23 protein-coding genes and 2 riboswitches are annotated in these 22,864 nt (G+C 42.6%); of the genes, 7 read left to right on the top strand and 16 right to left on the bottom strand.

The window, feature by feature from the left end; all coding sequences use genetic code 11:
- Positions 1-32: 32 nt before the first annotated feature.
- From mtnD to mtnE, 5 genes are all read right to left on the bottom strand, one after another.
- Positions 33-569, bottom strand: coding sequence for an acireductone dioxygenase (gene mtnD / locus MHH79_RS07395; protein WP_015383508.1), 537 nt, complete (start codon positions 567-569; stop codon positions 33-35).
- A gap of 14 nt (positions 570-583) precedes the next feature.
- Positions 584-1,213, bottom strand: a complete 630-nt coding sequence (locus tag MHH79_RS07390) for a methylthioribulose 1-phosphate dehydratase (protein WP_029726989.1) — start codon at positions 1,211-1,213, stop codon at positions 584-586.
- Positions 1,171-1,878, bottom strand: a complete 708-nt coding sequence (gene mtnX / locus MHH79_RS07385) for a 2-hydroxy-3-keto-5-methylthiopentenyl-1-phosphate phosphatase (RefSeq protein ID WP_063336179.1) — start codon at positions 1,876-1,878, stop codon at positions 1,171-1,173. Before mtnX ends, MHH79_RS07390 begins: the two co-directional genes overlap by 43 nt.
- The gene (gene mtnW / locus MHH79_RS07380; protein ID WP_154796996.1) at positions 1,875-3,092 is read right to left on the bottom strand and encodes a 2,3-diketo-5-methylthiopentyl-1-phosphate enolase; all 1,218 of its coding nucleotides are present in this window, start codon (positions 3,090-3,092) and stop codon (positions 1,875-1,877) included. Before mtnW ends, mtnX begins: the two co-directional genes overlap by 4 nt.
- Before the next feature lie 84 nt (positions 3,093-3,176).
- A riboswitch (SAM riboswitch) is annotated at positions 3,177-3,277 on the bottom strand.
- A 38-nt stretch (positions 3,278-3,315) separates the two neighbouring features.
- On the bottom strand, positions 3,316-4,512 hold the full coding sequence (gene mtnE, locus MHH79_RS07375; RefSeq protein ID WP_015383505.1) for a methionine-glutamine aminotransferase: 1,197 nt from the start codon (positions 4,510-4,512) through the stop codon (positions 3,316-3,318).
- Positions 4,513-4,606: 94 nt separating this feature from the next.
- Between mtnE and MHH79_RS07370 the strand changes: the two genes are divergently transcribed.
- From MHH79_RS07370 to mtnA, 3 genes are all read left to right on the top strand, one after another.
- The gene (locus tag MHH79_RS07370) at positions 4,607-5,386 is read left to right on the top strand and encodes a carbon-nitrogen family hydrolase (protein WP_047182533.1); all 780 of its coding nucleotides are present in this window, start codon (positions 4,607-4,609) and stop codon (positions 5,384-5,386) included.
- Positions 5,387-5,469: 83 nt separating this feature from the next.
- A riboswitch (SAM riboswitch) is annotated at positions 5,470-5,626 on the top strand.
- Positions 5,627-5,718: 92 nt separating this feature from the next.
- A complete protein-coding gene (gene mtnK / locus MHH79_RS07365) occupies positions 5,719-6,912 on the top strand; it encodes an S-methyl-5-thioribose kinase (protein ID WP_251218365.1) in 1,194 nt (397 codons plus the stop codon).
- A 7-nt stretch (positions 6,913-6,919) separates the two neighbouring features.
- Positions 6,920-7,981: an S-methyl-5-thioribose-1-phosphate isomerase gene (mtnA, locus tag MHH79_RS07360; protein ID WP_021479417.1), complete on the top strand. Its 1,062-nt coding sequence runs from the start codon at positions 6,920-6,922 to the stop codon at positions 7,979-7,981.
- 33 nt (positions 7,982-8,014) lie between these two features.
- Here the strand turns inward: mtnA and MHH79_RS07355 are convergent, their stop codons facing one another.
- From MHH79_RS07355 to kinE, 3 genes are all read right to left on the bottom strand, one after another.
- Positions 8,015-8,140, bottom strand: coding sequence for a hypothetical protein (locus MHH79_RS07355; RefSeq protein WP_003232500.1), 126 nt, complete (start codon positions 8,138-8,140; stop codon positions 8,015-8,017).
- Between the two features lie 90 nt (positions 8,141-8,230).
- Positions 8,231-8,728 (bottom strand): methylated-DNA--protein-cysteine methyltransferase, encoded by a 498-nt coding sequence (gene ogt, locus MHH79_RS07350; RefSeq protein WP_181219011.1) that lies wholly within the window; start codon positions 8,726-8,728, stop codon positions 8,231-8,233.
- Entirely contained in the window at positions 8,725-10,941 is a 2,217-nt protein-coding gene (gene kinE / locus MHH79_RS07345; RefSeq protein ID WP_063336184.1) for a sporulation two-component system sensor histidine kinase KinE, read from the bottom strand. The genes ogt and kinE overlap by 4 nt, the downstream gene beginning before the upstream one ends.
- A 252-nt stretch (positions 10,942-11,193) precedes the next feature.
- On the opposite strand from kinE, the gene MHH79_RS07340 reads away from it, so the two are divergent.
- Positions 11,194-12,216, top strand: a complete 1,023-nt coding sequence (locus MHH79_RS07340) for an acyltransferase family protein (RefSeq protein ID WP_015252222.1) — start codon at positions 11,194-11,196, stop codon at positions 12,214-12,216.
- Positions 12,217-12,257: 41 nt separating this feature from the next.
- Here MHH79_RS07340 and MHH79_RS07335 read toward each other — a convergent pair whose 3' ends face one another.
- The 4 genes from MHH79_RS07335 to htpX all read right to left on the bottom strand — a co-directional run bounded on the left by MHH79_RS07335 (position 12,258) and on the right by htpX (position 15,165).
- Positions 12,258-12,434, bottom strand: coding sequence for a hypothetical protein (locus MHH79_RS07335; protein WP_003245411.1), 177 nt, complete (start codon positions 12,432-12,434; stop codon positions 12,258-12,260).
- Between the two features lie 2 nt (positions 12,435-12,436).
- Positions 12,437-12,592 (bottom strand): hypothetical protein, encoded by a 156-nt coding sequence (locus MHH79_RS07330; RefSeq protein WP_003232510.1) that lies wholly within the window; start codon positions 12,590-12,592, stop codon positions 12,437-12,439.
- Between the two features lie 153 nt (positions 12,593-12,745).
- Positions 12,746-14,095: a Ktr system potassium transporter KtrD gene (gene ktrD, locus MHH79_RS07325; protein ID WP_015383499.1), complete on the bottom strand. Its 1,350-nt coding sequence runs from the start codon at positions 14,093-14,095 to the stop codon at positions 12,746-12,748.
- Between the two features lie 173 nt (positions 14,096-14,268).
- Positions 14,269-15,165 (bottom strand): protease HtpX, encoded by an 897-nt coding sequence (gene htpX, locus MHH79_RS07320; protein WP_003232513.1) that lies wholly within the window; start codon positions 15,163-15,165, stop codon positions 14,269-14,271.
- A 170-nt stretch (positions 15,166-15,335) separates the two neighbouring features.
- Here htpX and htpK point away from each other — a divergent pair, with 170 nt between their 5' ends.
- Together htpK and sspD are read left to right on the top strand one after the other, a co-directional pair.
- Positions 15,336-16,037 carry a transcriptional regulator HtpK gene (gene htpK / locus MHH79_RS07315; protein ID WP_015483158.1) on the top strand — a complete coding sequence of 234 codons (702 nt, stop codon included), beginning with the start codon at positions 15,336-15,338 and terminating at the stop codon, positions 16,035-16,037.
- Between the two features lie 129 nt (positions 16,038-16,166).
- A complete protein-coding gene (sspD, locus tag MHH79_RS07310; RefSeq protein ID WP_003218568.1) occupies positions 16,167-16,361 on the top strand; it encodes an acid-soluble spore protein SspD in 195 nt (64 codons plus the stop codon).
- A gap of 10 nt (positions 16,362-16,371) precedes the next feature.
- On the opposite strand, the gene rsgI is transcribed toward sspD, so the two are convergent.
- The 4 genes from rsgI to MHH79_RS07290 all read right to left on the bottom strand — a co-directional run bounded on the left by rsgI (position 16,372) and on the right by MHH79_RS07290 (position 20,249).
- The gene (rsgI, locus tag MHH79_RS07305; protein ID WP_014476612.1) at positions 16,372-17,517 is read right to left on the bottom strand and encodes an anti-sigma-I factor RsgI; all 1,146 of its coding nucleotides are present in this window, start codon (positions 17,515-17,517) and stop codon (positions 16,372-16,374) included.
- Positions 17,514-18,269, bottom strand: coding sequence for an RNA polymerase sigma factor SigI (gene sigI, locus MHH79_RS07300; protein ID WP_003245855.1), 756 nt, complete (start codon positions 18,267-18,269; stop codon positions 17,514-17,516). Before sigI ends, rsgI begins: the two co-directional genes overlap by 4 nt.
- Positions 18,270-18,532: 263 nt before the next feature.
- Complete coding sequence (locus MHH79_RS07295) at positions 18,533-19,507, bottom strand: TerC family protein (RefSeq protein ID WP_251218364.1); 975 nt, start codon at positions 19,505-19,507, stop codon at positions 18,533-18,535.
- 76 nt (positions 19,508-19,583) lie between these two features.
- Positions 19,584-20,249, bottom strand: coding sequence for a DedA family protein (locus MHH79_RS07290; protein ID WP_041518224.1), 666 nt, complete (start codon positions 20,247-20,249; stop codon positions 19,584-19,586).
- A 180-nt stretch (positions 20,250-20,429) separates the two neighbouring features.
- Between MHH79_RS07290 and MHH79_RS07285 the strand changes: the two genes are divergently transcribed.
- Positions 20,430-22,832 carry an EAL domain-containing protein gene (locus MHH79_RS07285; protein ID WP_340035072.1) on the top strand — a complete coding sequence of 801 codons (2,403 nt, stop codon included), beginning with the start codon at positions 20,430-20,432 and terminating at the stop codon, positions 22,830-22,832.
- The last annotated feature ends 32 nt before the right edge of the window (positions 22,833-22,864 follow it).

Below are 22,864 nucleotides of genomic sequence, written 5' to 3'. Positions count from 1 at the left end.
AGCCCCGTTCGATGAACGGGGCTTTCTCATGCTTATTGATTCACGCTGTCTTTTTCATAAATCGGAACCCAGCCTTCAGTTGTGACAAAAATTCTCACCGCGACAACTTTGCGGTCCTCCTGAAGCGTGAAGTAATGGCGGATATTCTCAGGCACAGAGATTAAATCTCCAGGGTTTAAACGGACATCAAAAAACGTGCCGTCCTTGCCTTGAATGACAAAAATACCGTGTCCGCTTACAATAAAACGAACCTCATCGTCTGTATGGTGATGCTCTCTTTTAAAGTTTTCAAGCAGTTCATCAAGTTTCGGATTGCTGTCTGACAATGAAATAACATCCTGTGCTTTATAGCCGCGGCGGGTTGAGATATCCTTAATTTCAGTTTCGAAGGTATCAAGAATTTGCTGTTTTTCTTCTTCTGTCAGGTCATACTTCTCTGAAAGATGTTCCGGAAGCTTCGTGATATCCCATTGCTCATAAATAACCTCTTGACTGTCCAGAAAGCTTGCTACTTCCTCTTGATTTTCAATCGTTGTATTTGCCTCATCATGAATTTGAATTGTAGCCATTTCAATTCCTCCTTTTATTTAACCAGCTGATGCTGGAGTGTTTTCAATTTCAAATGGTAGCTGAACAAAAATTCATACGCTTCAAGCACTCTTTTTGCCTCAAATGCTGTTTTCCCCCAAGCCGTAATACCATGATTTCGGATCAGAACAGCTCCTGAATCTTCTGAAATTTCTTCCGCAAACAGTGCCGCAAGCGTCGGGATATGTGCTGGATTTTCTATAATCGGAATGGTCACTTCTGCGTTCTCTTCCCACAAGCCGAGTGCTTTTATAATTTCCTGGCCTTTGAATGTGATTTTCTTTTGGTCTCCGTATAACTCTGAAATCACATTATTGTTTACCGTATGGACATGCAGGCAGCATCCGGCATTGGTTTTATTGTACAAATGTGTATGCAAAAGCGTTTCTGCTGACGGTTTCAGAGAATGCCCGCTTTCAGCAGGCTCTCCGTTTTGGTCGACCAGCAGAAAATCTTCAACCGTCTCTTTGCGTTTATCTTTTCCGCTTGCAGTGACGAGAAATGTTAAAGGCTCATCTGTAACCTTAATTGACAGGTTGCCGCTAGTCGCCGGAAACCAATCTCTCTCTGCCAATTCCCGTTTTACTTCAGCGAGCTCTCGCCAGCGTTCTTGTTTTGCAGCCATTCCTGTACCTCCTTTACATTCTCAATTTCCTTTCTGATCTCATAAAAATCTTGATACGGAAGATGATTGAGGTTTTGCTCTCGGCATTCGTTTAATAAATAATCCCTTGCAAAGCATAGGTCAGACAGCTTTGCTGCCTCCACATCTGTAACCGAATCACCGATCATGATGATATATTGATTCGGTTCAGAAAGTTCATGGATGACCGACGGCTTACAGCACCCGCATTGATTGCTGCAGGTGCCCTTGCAGGAATGAGGCCAGTCAATATGGATATAGTCATTGTCAAATGAAGCATGGTTGCAATAAATGCGGTCTTTCTGCACAATGCCTTCAAGCAAAGGATATACAAAAAAGTCCATTCCACCGCTTATGACATAAAACGGAATCTCGTGCTCATTGATAAATGCTACAAATTCCCGAAAGCCTTCCCTGATTTTTGCATCTTCCAATACAAAACTTGTAATCTCTTCTTTTAAACGGCTGGGCAGAAGGCCGAACATCTGCCCGACACCTTCCTTGATCGACAGCGTTTTGGAAAGTACGCCGTCTTTTAATGCCACCCACTCTGGGGGAGCAAATGTTTTCATGATATTTATAATGTTGTCGTTCATCGTGATGGTTCCGTCAAAATCACAAATAATAAAAGGTTTTCGAGTCGTCATACGGCTTCAACCTTTCCCCATTTATCTAGCGCAAGCTTAAGATCCTTGCATTGTTCGGCTTTTTCATCAATCGGCTGGGCCTCTAGGACTGCATCAATAATGGCTCTGAAGGCTCGCCCCCCGCCTTGGGCACCGTTCGGATGTCCATGTACGCCTCCTCCGGCGTTAATAATGTGGTCTATGCCGAAATCACGCATTAATAGCGGAACCATGCCGGGATGAATGCCTGCTGACGGAACCGCAAATGTTTGGTTAAAAGCATCCTCTCTCACACATTCTTCATGAATCGCCAGTGCGTCCGCTCTTGGAAGCGCAACCGAACCATATGGAGACGGAAAGAGGCTGAAGTCAGCACCGCAATATCGGTTTAATTTTCCGAGTAAAAGAGCGTGAGAAAAACCGTAAAACGGAGAAGACGTAAACGCCCCGCTGACTGCTGGATGCGCCATAATCGGAACTGGGATTTCAGGATCTTCCGCAAGGCCTTGCATAACGTCCAAGCCGTAAGCGAAGACATTAAACAAAAGCGCATCCGCTCCCAACTCGGCGGCGCGTCTCGCTTTGTCTTTCAGATCAGTCGTACGTCCGGTCAAATTCACCGCATACAGCGTTTTATGTCCGGTTTGCTCATACGTTTCTTTCAATATTTGTTTTCCTTCTGCAATTCTTGTTTCAAAAGGTGCTAGACCTGTCTCAAAGAAAATTTCATCGTCTTTAATCAAGTCAACTCCCCCAAGCGCCTGCTGCCGGAGCTGTTCTTTAATATCACTCAGGTCCCTTCCGATTACGCCTTTAAATATGCTCATTAACAACGGTCTCTCAAACTCTCCCAGCAGCTTCCGGATGCCGTATACGCCAAACTTCGGTCCCGGCAGTGCACGCTTAAATGCTTCAGAGAAGTGAAGATCGATTAATTTGATTTTTCCGTCCAGCGACAGCTTGCCAAACACTGTTGTCAGCAAAGCCGGAATATCCTGAGAGAAATTGATTTCAGGATAGGCAATTGTGATGACCGCTTGTTTTTCTGATGCAGCAGCTCCCTCTCTCTCCTCAACTTTTATCACCCGCCCCTTGTGCTTTTGCATTTGCTCCTGTTTTACAAGGGGCAGATCAGTCCAGGAGCCTACTGTCAATCCTGTTGCGATTTGTTCTGCTTTCTTCTCTGTATCGGCTCCCGGTTCGGTCAGGAGATATGTCGCTAATAACTCACTCATGCCAGAGCTCCTTTCATTTTCATCCATATCAAAAAACCTCTTCAAACTGCAATCGCGTCTAAAGAGGTTTCGTTTCTCGTCCGAATCTTATCTCTCAGCCGCTAGCTGCAAGAATTAGCACCGTGCTTTATAAGTCGGTTGCCGGGCTTCATCGGGCTCGTCCCTCTGCCTGCTCTTGATAAGAAAATATAGATTTTATAAATTATTTTGAATTATCCCATCGTTATAAGGTCTTGTCAATGCTTTTTTGGGTAAACAGGTTCAGTTTGCCAATTCGATAAGCGGCTTCCTTAAGTCTTTCTTCACTTGTTAAAAGTCCGACTCTGACGTAGCCCTCGCCATATTTACCGAAGCCATTTCCAGCCGCAACCGCCACATTCGCTTTTTCCAGCAAAAGATCTGAGAACTGCTCAGAAGTATAGCCTTCAGGCACAGGCAGCCATGCAAAAAAAGAACCTGCAGGAGCTGTTACATCCCAGCCGATTTCCCGGCATGCCGTGATCCAAGCGTTTCTCCTGCTCTCATATCTGGCATTTTGCTCTGCCACACACGTCTGATCGGCTAACAGTGCCTCTGCTGCAGCCTCCTGAGTCGCTCTGAAAAGACTGACAAACATATGGTCTTGATAAAGATTGATCGCTTCAATGACCGAAGCGTTTCCGACGGCAAAGCCAACCCGCCATCCTGCCATGTTATACGTTTTTGACAGCGTGTAAATTTCAATTCCGATATCCTTCGCACCTTCAGTCTGCAAAAAGCTTAAAGGCTTGCAGCCGTCAAATCCTACAGCGCCGTAAGCAAAATCGTGAACGACGCAGATTCCGTTTTCAGTCGCAAAACGCACGGTATCTTCAAAGAACTCGGAAGTAGCAACAGCTCCGGTCGGATTATTCGGATAATTTAAATACATCAATTTCGCCTGTTCCCTTGCTTCAGCGGCTATGCTGCTGTAATCAGGGAGAAACGCCCTGTCCTTTACGAGCGGCATCATTTCCATCTTTGCTTTTGCAAGTGTGACACCCGACCAGTAATCAGGATAACCCGGATCGGGAACCAAAATCGTATCACCGGGATTCAACAAGCATTGCGGGAGCTCGACTAGACCGGCTTTTCCGCCGAATAATACAGCGACTTCGGTTTCCGGATCCAGATCAATGCCGTATTCTCTTTTGTAAAATGCAGCAGCCGCTGACTTCAGACGGTATGAGCCGCGAAAAGACGAATATTTATGATTCTCAGGATCAGCAACAGCTCGTTTCATCTCCTCGACAATATGTTCAGGAGTCGGCTGATCTGGATTTCCCTGTCCTAGATTGATAACGTCATGTCCTTCTGCGAGCTTTCGGTTCACTTTCTGCACCAGAGAAGCGAAGAATTGTTTAGGCAATTCCTTCAATACATGAGACTGTTCAAATTTCATCTATTCTCACCTTCTAAAAAAATCTTGAAATGATAGTCCATCATCATATATGGTTAAATGAAAAAAGTAAAGAAAAATTTGGGGTGTTAAAAAGATGAAATGGACGATATCTTGTCTTCAATTTGATATTTCATACGGAAAACCTTCGGAAAATATAAAAAAAGCTGAATTTTTCATCGAAAAAGAAAGCAAACATGCTGATGTTCTTGTTCTGCCTGAATTATGGACGACCGGATATGATCTGGCCAATCTTGATGAACTCGCTGACGAAGACGGCCGCTCCGCTCAGAGCTGGCTGAAGAAAACGGCAAAAAAACATGGTGTTCATATTGTCGCCGGATCGGTCGCTGTCAGGGAGAATTCTGATGTTTATAATACAATGTACATCGCGGATAAGGAAGGGCAAATCATTAAAGAGTACAGAAAAGCCCATCTTTTTCAGCTGATGGATGAGCATCTGTATTTATCAGCCGGTTCCGAAGACGGATACTTTGAGCTTGACGGCGTCAAAAGCTCAGGATTGATCTGTTACGATATCCGTTTTCCGGAATGGATCAGAAAACATACGACAAAAGGCGCCAACGTGCTGTTTATTTCTGCTGAATGGCCTCTTCCCCGCCTTGATCATTGGAAAAGCCTGCTTATTGCGCGGGCCATTGAAAACCAATGCTTTGTCGCAGCCTGCAATTGTACCGGTTCAAATCCGGATAATGAATTTGCAGGTCATAGTCTGATTATTGATCCATGGGGGCGTGTACTTGCTGAAGGCGGCCGGGAAGAAGGCATAGTCCGAGCGGAAATTGACCTTCAAGAAAGCGCAGAAGTTCGGGAGAGCATTCCTGTTTTCGATGATATCAGAAAAGATTTATATTAAAAAATATATTGACAACTAACTAAATTACCTGTTACCATGTTCATCAACTGATAAATTAGAATTGTCAAACAAGTGAATATATTCTCTTATCGAGAGTTGGGCGAGGGATTTGGCCTTTTGACCCCAACAGCAACCGACCGTAATTCCATTGTGAAATGGGGCGCATCTTTTTCGCGCCGAGACGCTAGTCTCTTAAGGCACGGTGCTAATTCCATTCAGATCTGATCTGAGAGATAAGAGAGGCGGACATAGATGTTAAGCCTCCTTCTCTCTGAGAAGGAGGCTTTTTTACGGCCACATATTAAGTGATTACATAATTGGAGGTTATGATGATGGGAGTCACAAAAACACCTTTATACGAAACGTTAAATGAAAGCTCCGCTGTGGCGTTGGCGGTGAAGCTTGGCCTTTTTCCAAGCAAAAGCACGCTGACATGCCAGGAGATCGGAGACGGCAACTTAAATTACGTTTTTCATATTTATGATCAAGAACATGACAGAGCATTGATCATTAAACAGGCGGTTCCGTATGCAAAAGTGGTGGGAGAAAGCTGGCCGCTGACAATCGACCGTGCAAGAATCGAAAGCAGCGCTCTCATCCGTCAGGGCGAGCATGTGCCTCACCTGGTTCCAAGAGTGTTTTATTCTGATACGGAAATGGCGGTTACCGTCATGGAGGATCTCTCTCACCTCAAGATCGCAAGAAAAGGACTCATTGAGGGTGAAAACTATCCTCATCTGTCACAGCACATCGGTGAATTTTTAGGAAAAACACTATTCTACTCATCAGATTACGCGCTTGAACCTAAGGTGAAAAAACAGCTTGTTAAACAGTTTACAAATCCAGAGCTATGCGACATTACGGAAAGACTTGTTTTTACAGATCCTTTCTTCGACCATGACACAAATGATTTTGAAGAAGAGCTCCGTCCTTTTGTCGAAAAGCTTTGGAATAATGACAGCGTTAAAATCGAAGCCGCTAAGCTGAAAAAGTCATTTTTAACGTCTGCAGAAACGTTGATTCATGGTGATTTGCATACAGGAAGCATTTTCGCAAGTGAACACGAAACAAAGGTGATTGATCCTGAGTTTGCTTTTTACGGACCGATCGGCTTTGATGTAGGGCAATTTATCGCCAACTTATTTTTGAACGCACTCAGCCGTGACGGGGCTGACAGAGAGCCGTTATATGAACATGTCAACCAGGTCTGGGAAACGTTTGAAAAGACGTTTAGTGAAGCCTGGCAGAAGGACAGTCTGGATGTTTACGCCAACATCGACGGTTACCTCACTGATACACTCAGCCATATTTTTGAAGAAGCAATCGGATTTGCGGGCTGTGAGCTGATACGACGCACGATCGGCCTTGCCCATGTAGCTGACCTGGATACGATCGTGCCGTTTGATAAACGAATCGGCAGAAAACGCCTGGCGCTCGAAACCGGCACAGCCTTTATCGAAAAACGTTCGGAATTCAAAACGATAACAGATGTTATTGAATTATTTAAGTTACTTGTAAAGGAATGATCCATTCATGACCCATTCATTTGCTGTTCCACGTTCTGTTGAATGGAAAGAAACAGCTATTACCATTTTAAATCAGCAAAAGCTTCCTGATGAGACGGAATATTTAGAGCTGACGACGAAAGAGGATGTATTTGATGCGATTGTCACGCTCAAAGTAAGGGGCGCTCCGGCGATCGGCATTACGGCTGCCTTCGGACTAGCGCTTGCTGCCAAAAACATTGAAACAGATAATGTCACGGAATTCCGCCGCAGACTGGAAGACATCAAACAATATTTAAACAGCTCACGGCCTACCGCCATTAATTTGTCATGGGCGCTTGAGAGACTGAGTCATTCGGTCGAAAACGCGATTTCCGTAAATGAAGCAAAAACAAACCTTGTCCATGAAGCCATTCAGATTCAGGTCGAGGATGAGGAAACGTGCCGGTTGATCGGCCAAAACGCCCTGCAGCTTTTCAAAAAAGGCGACAGGATCATGACAATCTGCAATGCCGGCTCAATCGCGACAAGCCGCTATGGAACGGCGCTAGCTCCGTTTTACTTGGCCAAACAAAAAGATTTGGGATTGCACATTTATGCCTGTGAAACAAGGCCTGTCCTGCAAGGTTCACGCCTTACTGCTTGGGAGCTGATGCAGGGGGGCATTGATGTCACTCTGATCACAGACAGCATGGCCGCCCATACGATGAAGGAAAAACAAATTTCCGCTGTTATCGTCGGAGCCGACCGAATTGCAAAGAACGGTGATACGGCAAATAAAATCGGCACATACGGTCTTGCTATTTTAGCAAACGCCTTTGATATTCCGTTTTTTGTCGCCGCACCTTTATCTACATTTGATACAAAGGTCAAATGCGGCGCTGATATCCCGATAGAGGAACGGGATCCCGAGGAAGTCAGGCAGATTTCCGGAGTTCGGACCGCTCCATCCAATGTGCCTGTCTTTAATCCCGCTTTCGACATTACACCTCATGATCTCATTTCAGGAATCATCACAGAAAAAGGGATTATGACCGGAAACTATGAAGAAGAGATTGAACAGCTGTTTAGAGGAGAAAAGGTGCATTAAAAAACCGCTGGACTTTGCTCATTTGGAGCCGAGTCAGCGGTTTTTTTGTTTCTTTTTGTTAACATTGATGATTTCATCTTTTTGAGCGCTTGATAAGATATGCAGTTTCACAAACAGTTCGGCAAAAACGGCAAGTTTCTCAGAGCGGCTCGGCTTCAATTGCTTTGTCCTCCTTTTTCATCAGACCAACTTTTTTAACTTAATAAAATGATATGTCGGCCGTAAAAAAAAGGGAACGTGCCATATGTTTTATTTTTCTTTATAGGAGATTCGCTCGATGTTTAGCAAAAATGCTTTGATCTCGGTTTTGCTTCCGGCGTATCCTGTTAACGCACTGTTTTTGCCGATCACTCTGTGGCACGGGATAAAAATCGGCAGGTCGTTACGTTTATTAGCCTGTCCGACAGCCCGCACCGCTTTCGGACTGCCGACCGCAGCGGCAATATCCGCATAGCTTCGGGATTCACCATATGGAATCCTCTCCAGCGCCTGCCACACTTTTTGCTGAAAAGGAGTGCCCTTTTGGCTGAGCGGCAGGGAGAATGTCTTTCTTTCGCCTGCGAAATATTCTTGAAGCTGTTGTTTCGCTTCTGCAAGATTAGGTGTTTCCTTGTGCTCAGTATTCTGAACCGTTTCTTTCCAATCCACCCAATCTTCCTGACTGAGAAATAGACGAGTGATCAGATCCTCCTCTTCGGCAATGATAAGTTCACCGAGCGGCGTTTCGGCTGTCGTATAGTAGTTCATTCATCATTCCTTCTTTCTTCAGCATTCTGTCTGACAGGAAGCGTAATATGGAAAACGGTGCCCTTCCCTTCTTCACTTTCTACCATAATTTCGCCTTGATGTTCTTCAATAATTTTATAGCTTACCATAAGCCCAAGTCCAGTTCCCCGTTCCTTTGTCGTATAAAACGGTTCACCAAGTCGCTTTAATTTATCTTCTGTCATTCCGATTCCCTCGTCTTTTAAGGAGATAAGAACATGATCTGGATCCAATGCCTTTATCGTTACAAAAATATTTCCGCCGTCAGGCATCACTTCGATGGCGTTTTTTAATATATTGATAAAAACCTGTTTCAGCTGATTCGGTTCACAGTAAATCGGGGGAATGTCGTCAATTAAATCAAGTTGCATTTGTACATTGCTGAGATTGGCTTGCGCATTTAGAAGGTCTATCGTGTCCCTCATAATTTGGGTAACATGTTTTTCCTCATACATAATGGCCTGGGGCTTGGCTAAAATCAAGAATTCGGTGATGATGGATTCGATGCGCTTTAGTTCTGAGGTGATCACGTTGAAGTAAAGGGCGTAGTCTCCCTCGACACTCCCTTTCAAAAGCTGAATGAAGCCTTTAAGAGCAGTCATCGGATTTCTGATTTCATGAGCAATGCCGGCTGCAAGTTCGCCGACAACATGAAGGGTATCTGATTTGCGCAGGCGTTCCTCCAATTCTTTTCGCTCTGTTACGTCTTTAAAGATAGCCAAGTTCATATTTTGAATAATATTCCGTTTAAATGAGAATTCGAGTTTTCTGTTATCACCGCTGCTCAGCAAAAATGGAATTTCGTTGTCCATTTCTTCAAAATTAATCTGCCTTGCCGGTGATGCCAGATTTTCTATTTCATAAGCAGAAATAATATCTAACAGGCTGTGCTGTTTTATCTCTTCATGTGACAGTCCCAAAATATGGCTTGCTAACGGGTTGGCGTCGATGATCCTGTATTGATTGTCGAACAATACATTGCCGTCCATTGAGCCGTTGAACACTTTTCTGAATTTAAGCTCGCTTTCCCGAAGCTCCTTTTCCATCCGCTTTCTGTCGCTTACATTTCTTAAGATCGTCAAATGCTGATTTTCAAGGATTGTCCGTTTTGAAGTAAATTCAAGCTCTTTGAATTGCCCGTTCCCCATTTGAAACAGCAGCTCTTCTCTGATCTCTCCGTATTTTGCGTATTTCCTTTTCGTTATGCTGTATTTCTGCTGCGAGTCAACGAGAAAATCACACAGCTTTCTTTTCAACAGCAAATTCATCGGCAGCTCAAAAATTTTACAGGCTGATTGATTCGCTTTTACGATTCTTCCGTCATTCGACCAGATGATGATGGCGTCCATTGCATTTTCAAAGATTTCTCTGAAGCGCTCCTCACTTTTAAAGAGCTGCAGCTCCATAGACCGCTTCTCTGTGATATCCCTCATAATGGACATATAAAAACCGCTGATGATGTTTGATGTAATCGTGAATTCAAATAGTTTTTGAACTCCTGAACGAAGCTTGACAGGCAGCTCCCCCTTCGCTTTTCCCTTGCGGTTGAGCGCCTTCCAGATATTGTCGAAATCTTTTCGTGAGCCGCTGTCTATAAACTCATACAAAGATAAATGAGACAGCTCATTATGATTGATTTCAAAGCTTTTACAAAAGGACAAATTGGCATCAATAAAACCGCCATCTTTATCAAACAGGACGATTCCGTCAACTGCTCTGTCAAACAAGTCCTTAAAAAGCTGTTCATTCATAGAGAATTCCCGCTCCAGAATCTTCTTAGAAGATATGTCCCTCATGACAACAAAAAAGAAATCCTCACCAATGCCTCTTTTGGCCAGAAACTCTATGTATTTTGTTGCCCCGCAATCAAGCCTGATCGGAACCTCCTTCCACAGAAAGCCTTTTTTAAAAAACTTCTTTACGGAAAGATTCAGTTCATCCTTTGGGATTGAAAACAAAAAATCCAAAACAGAACGCTTTTTCAAATCTTCCGAGTCAACTTGAAGCATCCTTTCTGTTGCTTCATTTGCCTGAACAATCCGCATTTCGTTATCACAAATAAAAATAGCATCGAGCGTATTGTTGACAATCACTTGATGCTGATTCAATTCCTTTTTCAGTCGCGCGTTTTCTTCTTTGAGGCGATTCAGTTCCTCTCGCAGCTCCGAGTTTGTCTGGACACCAAGAGTTTCCATGCATGTACACTCCTTCTTCAAAACCTATCCCTCAATATTTCTACAAAATGCGGGAACTTCCTTCATTTGCCCTATAAATTTCAGAAAATTTCAGCGCCATTACATTACGAAGACATTTTCTACGATCCTTACCGTCACTTTACATCGACCTAACAATCAGCATTTTTTTAGATTCCTTTTTCATCTTTTATTTTAAAATATGTACCAGCAGGGAATAATCTCTTAGTGACTGATGAAAGAGAAGGTGATGCTATGAGTAAATCGCGGGACAGTTATTTCGATAACGCAAAATTTTTATTGATATTCCTTGTTGTATTCGGTCATATCCTTCGTTCCTTTATTAATGATAATCATTTTATGCTCTACCTCTACAAGTTCATTTACACATTCCATATGCCTGCATTTATTCTTGTATCCGGTTATTTCGCGAAAGGCTTTAAACGGGCGGGATATGTAAAAAAGCTGGCGGTCAAGCTGATTATTCCGTATTTGATTTTCCAAATCATTTATTCCGTCTTTTATTACATTATGCAAGATGAAAGCATGGCAAATGTGAACCCGATTGATCCGCAATGGTCGTTATGGTTTCTTGTAAGCTTATTCTTTTGGAACCTGCTCCTATATCCTTTTTCAAAGCTTTCAAAGCAGTGGGCGCTGTTTGTCAGCTGCGGAATCGCCGTGCTGATCGGTTATCTGGACTTTGTCAGCAGCACGCTGAGCTTGTCACGGACATTCGTATTCTTACCGATGTTCCTTGTCGGTTTTTATTTAAATAAACATCATTTTGATTTATTGAGATCAAAACGCGGCAAACAAATTGCGCTCGGAGTGCTTGCCGCCGTATTCGTCATCTGCTGGGGCATTGATTTTGACTATTCTTTTCTGTTTGGTTCAAAACCGTATTCTTCATTTGGAGACGTTACCCTGGTAAGCGGACTATCCCGAATCGGCTGGTATGTACTCGCCTTTGGGGCAACCTTCAGCTTTTTAGCGCTTGTTCCGCAAAAACGGTATTTCTTTACCAGATGGGGAACCCGGACATTTTACGTGTATCTGCTTCACGGGTTTATTATTAAAACATTACGGCAGGTCGGGCTTGAGGATTGGCTTACTGACTATCAAAGCTTAGTGATCCTCTTGCTTTTAACAGCAGCCCTGACATCAGTCCTCTCCAGCAACTTTGTTAAGACAGTCGCTCAGCCCTTCATTGAGCTGAGGATGACCAGCTTATTGCAATTTGTCAGAGGAACGGGCAAAAATGCTTATTTAAAATAGAAAAGCACCTCTTAAGCGGGACGCCGCCTAAGAGGTCTTTTTTATTGTTGTTTTTTGTTTTTTTCTTTTTTCTTTTCAGGCTTGGTGACTTCCAGCGTTTCGATGATCTTTCCGGCATTGTAATCCCCAAGTTCACTTGAGAACTCTTCCTCCAGCACCTTTTTATTCATAGGCTTTTTATGATTTTGCATGTCTCTGCTATGACGGTTTTTCTTCACAATTACATGCCTCCCTGCTGGCCCTGTTTGGAATTGCGGTTTGCCCCTCTAAAATTGGGGTCGTCATGATATTGTGTCTTATATGAATTGGGGTCCATGCTCTCGGTAGGTGTATTGTTATTTTTAATGGCTTCATTCACTTCAGCTTTACGCTTCATACGAATCCTCCTCGCCAGTTTTCAGACATTTTACTCACTTCAAGATGCAGGAGCGTTAATTGCACCTGTCGAAGTTAGGTTCTCCAACTGAACAGAAGGCACACATCTTTTTTTTGGCAATCAAAAAACACCGCAAAATATGCGGTGTTTTGCCTATCCGATAATCACTCTTTCCTTCGGATAGTGATAATTCGCTTCAATTTCCTTTCTTCCGATCAGATACAGGAAGGTCAGGATGCCGATTCGCCCGATAAACATGACAATCATAATGACACATTTTCCAACACTGCTCAAATCTGCCGTAATTCCAAGCGACAGACCGGTTGTACCGAATGCCGAGCACACTTCAAACAAAAGCTCCAGCAGGGAATGTTTTTCTGTAATGGTCAGAATGAGTGTCGCGCCAAAAACGAGCAGGATCGCCATCATCGTGACAACAAGCGACTTCATCAAGTCAGCAGGGTGAAGCTCCCGTTTGAATACCTTTACGGCCTTATTGCCGCGGGCAAAATGAAACAGCGCAAGAAGGTTCAAAGCAAAAGTCGTTGTACGTATGCCTCCCCCAACTGAGCTTGGCGACGCTCCAATAAACATCAGCGCACAAATAAAAAAGAGTGTGGAATCTGATAATTGGCTGATATCGAGTGTTGCCAGTCCCCCGCTTCGGGTTGCCGTTGATTGAAACAGGGACAAAAACAAAATATCATGCCATGATTTTCCTGCGAACGCATGGTTTGCTTCCAGGGCAAAGATGCCAATGGCTCCAAACAAGACAAGTGAGCCGAACGTAATCGTCGTGATCTTTGTAAAAAGCGTAAATGGATAACGCCGATGCTTTGAAAACAGGAAATCCTTTACTTCAACAAGCACGGGAAATCCAATCGCTCCAAATATAATTAAAAGCATTGTAATAAACTGCACAAAGTAATCGTGGCGAAATGGAATCATCGAATTACCGGTAATATCAAATCCGCCGTTTGTCGTTGCACTGATACTGGCAAAAAATCCGTGTAAATAGGCTTCCTGATAGGAGTCATAGTAGGTTAAGAAATATGTGCCGAGAATCAGCCCGCCAAAAAATTCAATCCACAAGATCAGAAACAGTACCTGCTTCATCAGATTGACAATTCCTGAAAACTGGGATTGGTTTTGATCAACCATAATCAGCTTCCGTTCTTTCAGCCCGATTCGTTTTCCCATGATCAGCCAAATGAACGTTCCGAGCGTCATAATTCCGATTCCGCCAAATTGCAGAACAAATGCTAATATAAAAATCCCTATTGTGCTGAATGTATCAGCTGTATCAACTACCGTCAGCCCCGTTACGCTGACTGAACTGACAGCTGTAAAAAGCGCATCAATAAACGTCCAATCCGCCCCCGGTTTATGGGCCGCCGGCAAACTCAGCAATATAACGGCCACAGTAACTGCAAGAAAATAATATAATGCGATCAGCTGGGCCGGTGACAAGGCCTGTATCAATTTTCCAAACTTTAATCTCATGTAAAATCCTTCTGCCTCTCTTTTTAAGTACGGTAATTATTCTAAAGATATTAGGTCCATTTTTAAAGGCTTTTACGAAACATTTTCTTAACTTGCTTATTTTTTTATGATTTTAGTCAATGGATAAAATAAAAAACCTCTGAGAATTCTCTCAGAGGAACAATGTGTTTGTATTATTTAGCTTCCAGCCGTCTGATTCGCTCATCTAAATCAGGGTGAGTAGAGAAAAGTGAAGAGCGCTTCTTGCCATTAATCTTTAACGTTTGGACAGCTGTCTGATCATCTTCCATAATCCGGGAAGAATAGCTTTTAAGCGTCCGAAGCGCATGAATCATCTTATCCTTGCCGGCAAGATCCGCTCCTCCCCTGTCAGCATGGAATTCACGATGGCGTGAATACGCAAACACAACCAGGCTGCCAAGTATCGAAAAGACAATCTGAAAAATAATCATTGCAATAAAATGAACGATCGGCGCTAGATCTTCTTTGACAAAACGGCTTGCTATCCAAGCGGCGATACGCGATAAAAAGACGACAAAAGTATTAACGATACCTTGTAAAAGCGTCATTGTTACCATATCACCATTTGTGATATGCGCGACCTCGTGGGCAAGCACACCTTCAACCGCCGCGTCATCCATCTGCTCCAGCAGCCCTGACGATACTGCGACAAGTGAACGGCGTTTTGACGGTCCAGTCGCAAACGCGTTTACTTCAGGTGAACGGTAAATCCCGACTTCCGGCATTTTCGTTAAACCGGCAGAGCGGCTTAATCTGTGAACACGATCAACCAATTGCTGTTCCTCATAGCTGAGCGAGTGTTTTTTCGGATTCAGCACTCTGACGCCCATCATCGTCTTTGCCATCCATCTGGACATCGCAAGAGATGTAAAGGAACCGACAAATCCAACAACTAAACTGAACACAAGAAGCGCCATTGGATCGATACCGCCATCAGCTGTAAAGTACGTCCCGACTCCTGTAACAGAGCTTAAAACAGACAAAACGATCCCGATTGTTGTAAGCACCAAAATATTCGTTAGAATAAACAGAAAAATTCTTTTCGCCATAACAACCTCCGTTATTTTAAGTTCAAAAGAACCCGTATATTTAAATTATAAAACATCCATTTGAAAATGCAAGGAATTCGACGTATGATGTTAATGTAATTTGCTGACGCTTGAACTTTGAATTTATACATAGACCTATATCCGCGTCAAATTGTCTAACGAGGTGAACAATGAACATTTTTAAACTCTCTCGAACCGATATGGTGCGGCTGCTCTATTCCCTAAAAGGACAAGGAGAACATAGCCCGCTCGACATTCTCGTCCAATCAGCGAATATGTCAGCAGAAAAAGCAGCCAATCATCTAGAAATTCCTGAATTTCTTACAAGATATGAACGAAAAAAACAGAAAAAAGAATACGGTCTTTCTACAAATGAAATCGTAGAGCTTGGCAACTTGTGCGAGCTGACTTCGTTAAAGTCAACCGCGATTCAAAACTGGGTAAAGCGTGATATCAAGGATCTGATCGGACACCCTGAGCTGGGCAAAAAATACTCAGTTGAACAGGCAGTTATTCTTTTAATTGTACGTGATTTAAAATCCATTTATGACTTTGAACACATACGGGCTATTTTAAAAGTGGCCTTTAACACAATCTCAGACAGATCTGATGATGTCATCAGCCCGATTGCTTATTATGAAAGCTGCGCATATGTGCTTGATGCCATCCATCACCAAGAAACTCCTTCTATGAAAGAATCAAATCTGCAGGAGATCGCCGAACAGGAGACAGAGCGTCTCCGTCACCGTTTTGAAGAACTGAATCACAGCCAATGGCTTAAAATCAGACAAATTATCGCCATTACAGTCCTCTCCATTTTGACGTTCCATATTCAGGCAACCGCACATAAAATGACAGCAGACATTCTATAGTCTGCGTCACCCGGCTCAGAGGCCGGGGTTTTATTTTTCTCCACAACAATTGCCAGCATAAATAAACCCCGTATATTTCAAACTAAATACGCGTTAAGAATTTCTTTATCGAAAAAGGAGATGAAAAAGATGGCGAGCAGAAATAAACTCGTTGTTCCAGGGGTGGAGCAGGCACTAGACCAATTTAAACTCGAAGTGGCTCAAGAATTCGGTGTGAACCTTGGTTCTGATACAGTCGCACGCGCTAACGGCTCTGTAGGCGGAGAAATGACAAAGCGGCTGGTACAGCAAGCACAATCACAATTAAATGGCACAACTAAATAAATTCAGGTCTTTATTCGCCGGGGGCACTCGGCGAATCTTCATTTTGAGCTGAATTATTATCACTGCTGTAGCCGTTTGGATTACGTCGGTCTGAAGCGTTATCCCTTCTGGACGAAGAACGGTTCTTGCCTTGTTCACCATTGTTCCAGTCCCTGTGATATTGGCTTTGGCCCTTGTCAGCGCCGTTATTTTCATTTCCTTTATCTTGAGGATCTTGTATTGGGGTTTGCTCATGGTCCCCATCTTTTTCGGTATTTGTGTTTTCATCTGATTCCTTTATTTTTTTATCTTTGTCACTATCATCAATCTGGTCATCCGCTTTATCTTCTTTCTGGTCTCCGGAATCCGCATCATTCAGCTGTTCATTATCTCCTTGCTTGCTGTCCTGGGTGTCAGTTTGATCGGTGTTTTCATCCTCATTTTCATCACTCTTTTGATCCTCTTCCCCGGATGGTTTGCTGGAGTCATCTTTTAAATCTTTATTGTCATTCTTTTCATTTGATTTGATGTAGCTGCCTGTTGAGACGCCTTCTTTCTTCGCTTTTTCCCTCGTTTGCATATCTGACTCGAGAGATTCCATGCGGTATGTCGTTTTATATTTTTCAGTCACATCATTCAGCTGTTTTTTCACAGCCTTTTTATATGTATTGTCTTCTGTGTTTTCATAAACAGTGGAAATCAATATTTCTTTCGATTTCTTTACATACCCGTGTTCACTGCAGTCGGTTATAATATCGTCAATCACCTTTTTAAAATCAGTCTTCTCCCAATCATCTATATCATTCACGACTTTCTGTCCCTCATCGTTTAGAGGCGTCAGTTCAATCACTTCATAATCACTGTTTAACGCCATTTCGACGCTTGGATTGATATCGATTGTCATATACGCATAGGCCTTATTATTAGAAAAAACGGGGAGAACTATAAATATAAAAAGCATAATAGCAGTCATCGTAAAAATCCCCATTTTGAAAGGGCGCAGTTTAAAAAAATCAAAAAAGCTGGCCCTTCTGCCCATGCGTGTTTCACTCGGAAGCATGATTTCTTCTCCGATTTCATAGCTGTGTCGATCATTTTTGGCTTTTAAAAATTGTCCGTCAGGGGTCAGCAACGTGACGAATTTTTTATTTTTCTCTACTATAATCCCTCTTCTCATGAGTGCAGCACCCCTTTAAGATAATCTTTTAAATAAATATAATCACCCGTAATGATAATACACATCGCAATAATATATTTTCTGTTTCTCTCAATCGTTTTTCGGCTTACAGAGACAAGCTGTTCAAGCTGTTTGACCGGAAGCTGCTTCTTTGTATACAGGATAGCGGCCAATTCTTCATGTTCAACAAGCGTCATTGCCACCTTTATGGCGTTTTGTCTTGCATCCGTGTGCTTTGGAGAATTTTCAAGCAGTTCTTTAAACGATAAACCATAATCCTTGAGCTGCTTTTGAAAATAGAGGATTTCCTCCCGCCTCTGCTCCTGTTCAATCTGACGGCGGTATTCATCTATGGAAAGCTCGGCTTCAATCAGGCTTTGTGATGACTCCTGATCGTCTCCTTCCTGTAAATCGATATTTATATTTTGTGCGCTTCTGGCTTCTTTTCTAATGTAATCAATGACTTTTCTTTTTATAATAAGCTCAGCAAATGCGAGCAGAGAATTTCCTTTTTCAGGTGAATATTTTTCTATAGCTTCATTAAACGCGATCAGTCCAATACTGAACTCATCGTCTTTTTCATCTATATATCGTTTACAAACGGATGAAACCGTCTTTGCGATAAATGGCTTATATTGCTGTATTAATTCATTTTGCAGATCTTTATTGCCTTTTTGTATACTCTCAACAGCTTTTTCAAGTGTTTGCTTCTTTTTTCCCAATTTAAACAAAAGGCTAAGCACTGGTTTCACCTCAGTTCCTCCCTATAACTACTCATTAATGATAGCTAATTTGATAGGGATTCGCAAAGGAGAAAAAGAAATATTGATTTCCAATGTCTCAATTATGACAAACCATTCTGACGTCCTATACATGATTTCGTGCCTTTCTAAAGAATTAAGGGGGTTTTATGCGTGTTTTTTGTAACAAAGATGTTATAAAAATGTTATTTTATTTCGCTTATGAAAACGCTTCAAACACAAAAAGACTCTGCTTTTAAGCAGAGTCTTTCAGATTACGCCCGTTCACGGGTGCTGTTTTTTTGTTCGTTTTGTGCGATCTCCGGCTGTTTTTTCCCACCTGACATAAACCAGCCGCAAACCGCGATTGCTGCTAAGACACCCCAGAATATCAGCTTCCATGTTCCAGAATGGATAAAGTGCTCAGAAACAACCGCTATGTCGCGATGGGCAAGCGTATATAAAGCAAGCTTCACCCCGACCCAGCCGACAATCACAAAGGCTGCTGTTTCTAGGCTTGGACGTTCCTTTAATAACTTCACAAACATGGAAGCCGCAAACCGCATGATCACCAGTCCGATGATACCGCCGGCCAAAATGACGAGAAATTGTCCTCCGTCAAGTCCGCCGATCTTCGGGAGTGATGTCCCAGGAAGTGTAACCGCCAGCGCTACTGCTGCTAAGATGGAATCAACAGCAAACGCGATATCTGCCAGTTCAACTTTTAAAACAGTCGGCCAAAAACCACTTTGCTTTGTCTCTTTATGTGTGTCTTCTTTCTTAAATACATATCTTTTCAATAAGTGGCTTGCTGAGATATACAGCAAATAGATCGCGCCAATCGCTTGAACCTGCCATACGTTGACCAAAAATGAAATGGCGAATAAAGAGCCAAATCGCAGAACAAAAGCCCCTGCCAATCCATAAAATAACGCTTTTTTTCTTTTTTCCTCCGGCAAATGTTTTACCATTACCGCCATAACCAGCGCGTTATCGGCGGCTAAAATCCCTTCCAGCCCGATCAAGACGAGAAGAACCCAACCATACTCTAATAATAATGCTGCATCCATAAATGATACCCTCCCAAAAAAGTTGTTTTCTTTCTCTTCATCCGATCTTATGCCGGCCGGACCATGCAAAAAAGACCTTTGCCGACATAAGGCAAAGGTCTTGCTAGACATGAATTCAGGCATGCCAACAAAGCCGATGGATACAATCCATGAAATGACGACTTTGTTTCCGGAATACATTCCGGACGCTACTCCCCTTTGGGATTTCAAGAAATATGATTTTATACGTCAATGATATGCGCAGCGCAATGATTTGTCAACGTTTATTTTTTAAAAATACAGATAATTGTTCGGAATGCGTGCGTTTCTTCCTCTTTTTCAACAGTAAGTAGAGCAGGAACAGTGCCAAAATCGCTATCCCGATCGGAAGCATGTATTGATCAAGAATAGAGCCGACTTCCTTCCAATTTTCACCGAGCTTCACACCGAGATAAACATATACAAATGTAATCGGAAGCATAGCAATGAATGTATAAAGCGAAAACACCCAAACATTCATTTTTGCAATTCCGCACGGTATGGAAATCAATGTCCTGATGCCAGGCAAGAAACGCCCGCTGAACGCGACAAAGCCCCCATGTTTTTTGAAAAATTTATCTGATTTATCAAGCGCTTCAGGTTTAATAAAGAGATACTTTCCAAAACGTTCAAGAAACGGCCTTCCTCCGTACCGGCCTATCCAATACAGCGTAAGCGGACCGGCCACTCCCCCAAGCGATCCTGCCAAAACAACGCCGGCAAGTGTCATATCGCCTTTAGATACCCAATAGCCCGCAAGCGGCAAAACGACTTCGGCCGGGATAAACTCAATACTGAGCGCTAGAAATATTCCAAAATAAGATAAGCTTTTAAATGCTTCTATCCATGACATAACCAGCTCTTCGATAGCCACCAACTCCCTTGTTTCATGTTTATGTATCATACATTTTTGTTTTTTCGGAAAACGTCAAGATGATTTTAACACATTTTTCACGGTCAGTTGAACTAAAAATAGATCTCCCTCGTATTTCTATCGTTTTGAAGGCTGAAACTCTGCGGTTAAGCAGCCGATAATAAAGAGAGTCAACAAGACTGGAACACACGATACGGGGGGAATCTCCATTTGGAAATACACGCTACATATAATACGACGCTCATATGTTTATCTATTCTAATTGCCTGTACCGCCTCGTATATTTCCCTTGAACTTTCCAGGAAAGTCACCATCAATACAGGCTTAAAAAGTAAAATTTGGCTGATCGGCGGCTCACTTATTATGGGATTCGGTATTTGGTCAATGCATTTTGTAGGGATGATGGCCGTCCATATGGAAATGCCGATGGAATATGAATTCATGCCTTTAATGGCAGCCATTGGCGCATCTGTTTCGGGATCATTTGTGTCATTATACTTTGTCAGCCGGCACATTCTTACATATTACAGACTGCTTACCGGATCAGTTGTGCTTGGCGCATCTATTGCTTCTATGCACTATATCGGAATGTCTGCCATTTCCCGGGTAATGATTATTTACGAACCGATTTTATTTACAGTTTCAATTATCATTGCGATTGCAGCCTCTTTCGTCTCGTTAAAAATATTCTTTGACTTGGCCGTGAAAAAACATTCTGAGCATCTTATATTCTATAAAGTCATCAGTTCAATTGTAATGGGTATTGGGATTTCGGGCATGCACTACACAGGGATGCTTGCGGCAACTTTCCATAAGGACATGGCTCCGCCCGGAAGCCATATGGAGGTACAAACGTTTCATTGGTCAATTTTTGTTACTTTAATTATTTTTTGTATCCAAACGTTATTGTTATTCAGTTCCCATGCAGATCGAAAGTTTATTAAACAGAGCGAACGCATAAAGGATAACGAACAGCGATTTCAGTCTTTAATCGTCCACAATATTGATGCAATCTTTATTTTATCAATAGAAGGAGACATAATATCTTCCAATCACGCTGGTGAGGAAATGATCAGCAAATTTGGCTTCAGCATGCATGACTGGAGGAATTACACATCACAGAAGATTAAGCGCCTTTTTGAGCAAGTTAAAAAAGATAAACAAGCGATGAACAGCGATAGCGATCTTATCACTGAAAAAGGCCAGTTTCACTTAAATATTACGCTTATACCTGTTGAGGTCAATCAGGAACTAGACAGCATTTATGTCATTTGCAAAGACATGACGAAGCAGTACAAAGCAGAAAAAGAAATCCATAGAATGGCTCATTATGATTCGCTTACAGACTTACCTAACAGAAGGCATGCCATCTCTCATCTAACAAAGGTGCTGAATCGCGAGCATTCCTTGCATTATAACACCGTTGTATTCTTTCTCGACTTAAACCGGTTTAAAGTGATTAACGATGCATTAGGGCATAATGTCGGTGATCAACTGCTTCAGTTTGCAGCTAAACGCCTGTCATCTGTAGTCCCTGATAACGGATTTATTGCCCGTCTTGGCGGTGATGAATTTATTATTATATTAACAGACGCCAATACAGGAACAGGCGAAGCAGATGTTTTAGCAAGAAAAATTATCCAAAAATTCAAAAAACCTTTCAAAATTCAAGATCACACCCTTGTCACATCTGTCAGTATCGGGATTGCGATATCTCCAAAAGACGGGACGGATGGCCTTGAATTGATGAAAAAGGCTGATATGGCGATGTATGCGGCTAAAGAACGAAACAAAAGCAAATACAGATACTATTCTTTTTCAATCGGCAACAAAGAAACCGTCAAGCTTAACCAAGAGATGGTACTCAGAGAAGCAATCGAAAACGATAGATTTGTCTTGCATTATCAGCCGCAATTCAGTGTGAAAAAACAAAAAATGACAGGAGCAGAAGCACTGATACGCCTTGTGACACCAGACGGGCAGCTGCGTCCGCCCGGAGAATTCATCGGTGTTGCGGAAGAAACGGGACTTATTATTGATATCGGAAAGTGGATTATAGATGAAGCATGCAAGCAGGCAAGGATTTGGCATGACAAAGGCTATGATCTTTCTGTCGCCATTAATATTTCCGCCAGACAGTTCCAATCTAAAGATCTGATTCCCCTCATCAAGGATACGCTTAATAAATACCAGCTTCCTCCGCAGCTTCTTGAAGTGGAGGTGACGGAAAGCATGACAATGGACAATCTCGATCACTCCAAAAAGGTTTTGTCATCCCTAACAGAATTAGGAATCAGAATCAGTATTGACGATTTCGGTACTGGTCACAGCTCTCTTAGCTATTTGAAGGACTTCCCGATTCACAGGCTGAAGATTGACAAATCATTTATTGACGATATTCAGACCCATCCTAAATCAGAGCAAATTACCGGAGCTATTATTGCCATGGGGCATCAGCTGTCTTTGCAGGTGATTGCCGAAGGTGTGGAAAATGCAGCTCAAAAGCAGCTTCTTTTTGAAAAAGGCTGCGACCATTTGCAGGGCTTCTTTTTCAGCAGGCCAATACCTCCGGAACAGCTCGAACAATTCATTACTGAACAGCCGTCGCAATAAGTGCGCCGGCTTTTTTTCACCCATAAGTTACT

Source organism: Bacillus sp. FSL K6-0993, assembly GCF_037977205.1.
GTDB lineage: Bacteria > Bacillota > Bacilli > Bacillales > Bacillaceae > Bacillus > Bacillus subtilis.
This window is presented reverse-complemented; position numbering and strand designations above follow the sequence as displayed.